The organism is Paenarthrobacter sp. NPDC091711, from assembly GCF_044756605.1.
In the GTDB taxonomy this organism is placed as follows: domain Bacteria; phylum Actinomycetota; class Actinomycetes; order Actinomycetales; family Micrococcaceae; genus Arthrobacter.
Map to the genome: position 1 here is coordinate 1 of NZ_JBIVTF010000034.1, position 1,755 is coordinate 1,755.

Annotated in this window: 2 protein-coding genes; one reads left to right on the forward strand and one right to left on the reverse strand. The window is 60.6% G+C overall.

Annotation, left to right across the window (positions count from 1 at the left end; all coding sequences use genetic code 11):
* Nucleotides 1-142: 142 nt before the first annotated feature.
* The gene (locus ACIQH5_RS22420; RefSeq protein ID WP_400407845.1) at nt 143-520 is read right to left on the reverse strand and encodes a nuclear transport factor 2 family protein; all 378 of its coding nucleotides are present in this window, start codon (nt 518-520) and stop codon (nt 143-145) included.
* A gap of 92 nt (nt 521-612) precedes the next feature.
* Here ACIQH5_RS22420 and ACIQH5_RS22425 point away from each other — a divergent pair, with 92 nt between their 5' ends.
* The gene (locus ACIQH5_RS22425) at nt 613-1,569 is read left to right on the forward strand and encodes an RNA polymerase subunit sigma-70 (RefSeq protein ID WP_400407847.1); all 957 of its coding nucleotides are present in this window, start codon (nt 613-615) and stop codon (nt 1,567-1,569) included.
* The last annotated feature ends 186 nt before the right edge of the window (nt 1,570-1,755 follow it).

Consider the following 1,755-nt stretch of genomic DNA (forward strand, 5'->3'; position numbering starts at 1 on the left):
GGAAGCTAAGACCCACAGCGCCGATGGTACTGCACCCGGGAGGGTGTGGGAGAGTAGGACACCGCCGGACAACCATTAACGGGGAGCCCCGACCACACAGGTCGGGGCTCCCCGCATTTAACAACCAAAAACCACACTGCTCTCACACCTCAACGACGTCGCCACGCGCCAACGCGAAGGGCAGGCGATCGAAGATGATGCGAATCTCAACAATCTGATCGTTCTGAATGCGGTAGAGCTCTGCGCCAGGAGCGCTCGGCACTGCCCGATTGGCTGTGTTGTACATCAGCAGTGCTTCTTCGTCCGTGCCGAAGACAGCAAGAAGCGTGGATTGCGTGAGCGAAGCAGCGAAGGGATCCATAAAGGCCCGGACTGCCGCTTTCCCTTCGATGACGCCTGAAGGTGCGTAGCAAATGACATCTTCGGCCAAGTGGGTGGCTGCCGCGTCGAGGCTGCCGGTAGTCCAGGCCTGGTGGTATGCCACTGCGATCTTTACGGCTGCAGCTTGAGGGTTGGACATGGTGCTGTTCCTTTCGTAGAGGGCTACTTCTGTTTAGACACCGGAAGCGGCCATATCGGAACGACTGTAGGGGTACATGCCAAGATTGAACCGTGACGTCAGCTCAGTTGGACGCAGCCCGATCCGGCGATAAGGAGGCCTTCGCCGCGCTGGTTGCGCCCTTGCGCCGGGAACTCCATCTGCACTGTTACCGGATCGTAGGCTCTGTTGATGATGCTGACGATGTACTGCAGGAGGTTCTGCTCGCAGCGTGGCAGGGCTTGTCCGGATTCGCCGGCCGATCATCGTTGCGGACCTGGCTCTACCGGATTGCGACTACCCGTTCGCTCAATGCACGAAGGGATCGAGCCCGCCGTCCTCGTCCCGCACCTCTGCCGCCCTTCGAGCCGCCGGCCCCAAGCGGCCGGTTCGACCACACGCATTTGCAGCCCTACCCCGACTCTTTGGTCAACGAACTTGATCCTGCAGCGCAGGTTGTTGCCCGTGAAAGTATCAAGCTCGCCTTTGTGATTGCGCTTCAGCGAATGCCACCGCGCCAAGCTGCGGTGTTGATGCTCTGCGATGTGCTGGACTTCAGCGTTGGCGAAGCCGCGGATATGCTTTCGATTGGCCCCACAGCAGCTAAGGGTCTCCTGCAGCGCGCCCGCTCTGCCCGGCCTGCTCCATTGCCGCTCGACAAGGGAGAAGACCACCGCGACCTTGCCAGCAAGTTTGCGGATGCGTTCTCTCGAGACGACGTCGATGCGGTCCTGGAGCTCCTTACCGATCAGTGCTGGCTGGCTATGCCCCCAGCCAGTGAATGCTACGTAGAGCGTGAGGCGGTTGGAGACTTTCTTCGTGCCAGTGCGGCTGGACGGCCTGGCGGTAGTTATGAGCTGGCCGCCGTCACTGCAGGCGGCAGGCCGGCTTTCGTCTGTTACCTCCAAGGTCAGGCGCGGGGCCTAGTGCTCATTGAGCCTTCTCAGGATGGACGCAAGATCGCATCGATCATGCGATTCCTCGACGATGGTTTGCACCGACACTTTGGGATGCCCGATTCCCTCACGTGATGTGACGCGATTGCAGGCTTGCTCGTGCGTCAGACTGCGGGGTGCTCGACGGCGGTTTGGTGGGGTGTTGGGGGTGTGTGGGGTTTGGTTGGGGGGTGGATTTGCGTTGGGGGTGTGGGGCGTGTATTGTTTTCTGAGTCGCCGGGTGCGAAACGGAAAGCCGGAAGGTGTGTACGGTTCGGTAGG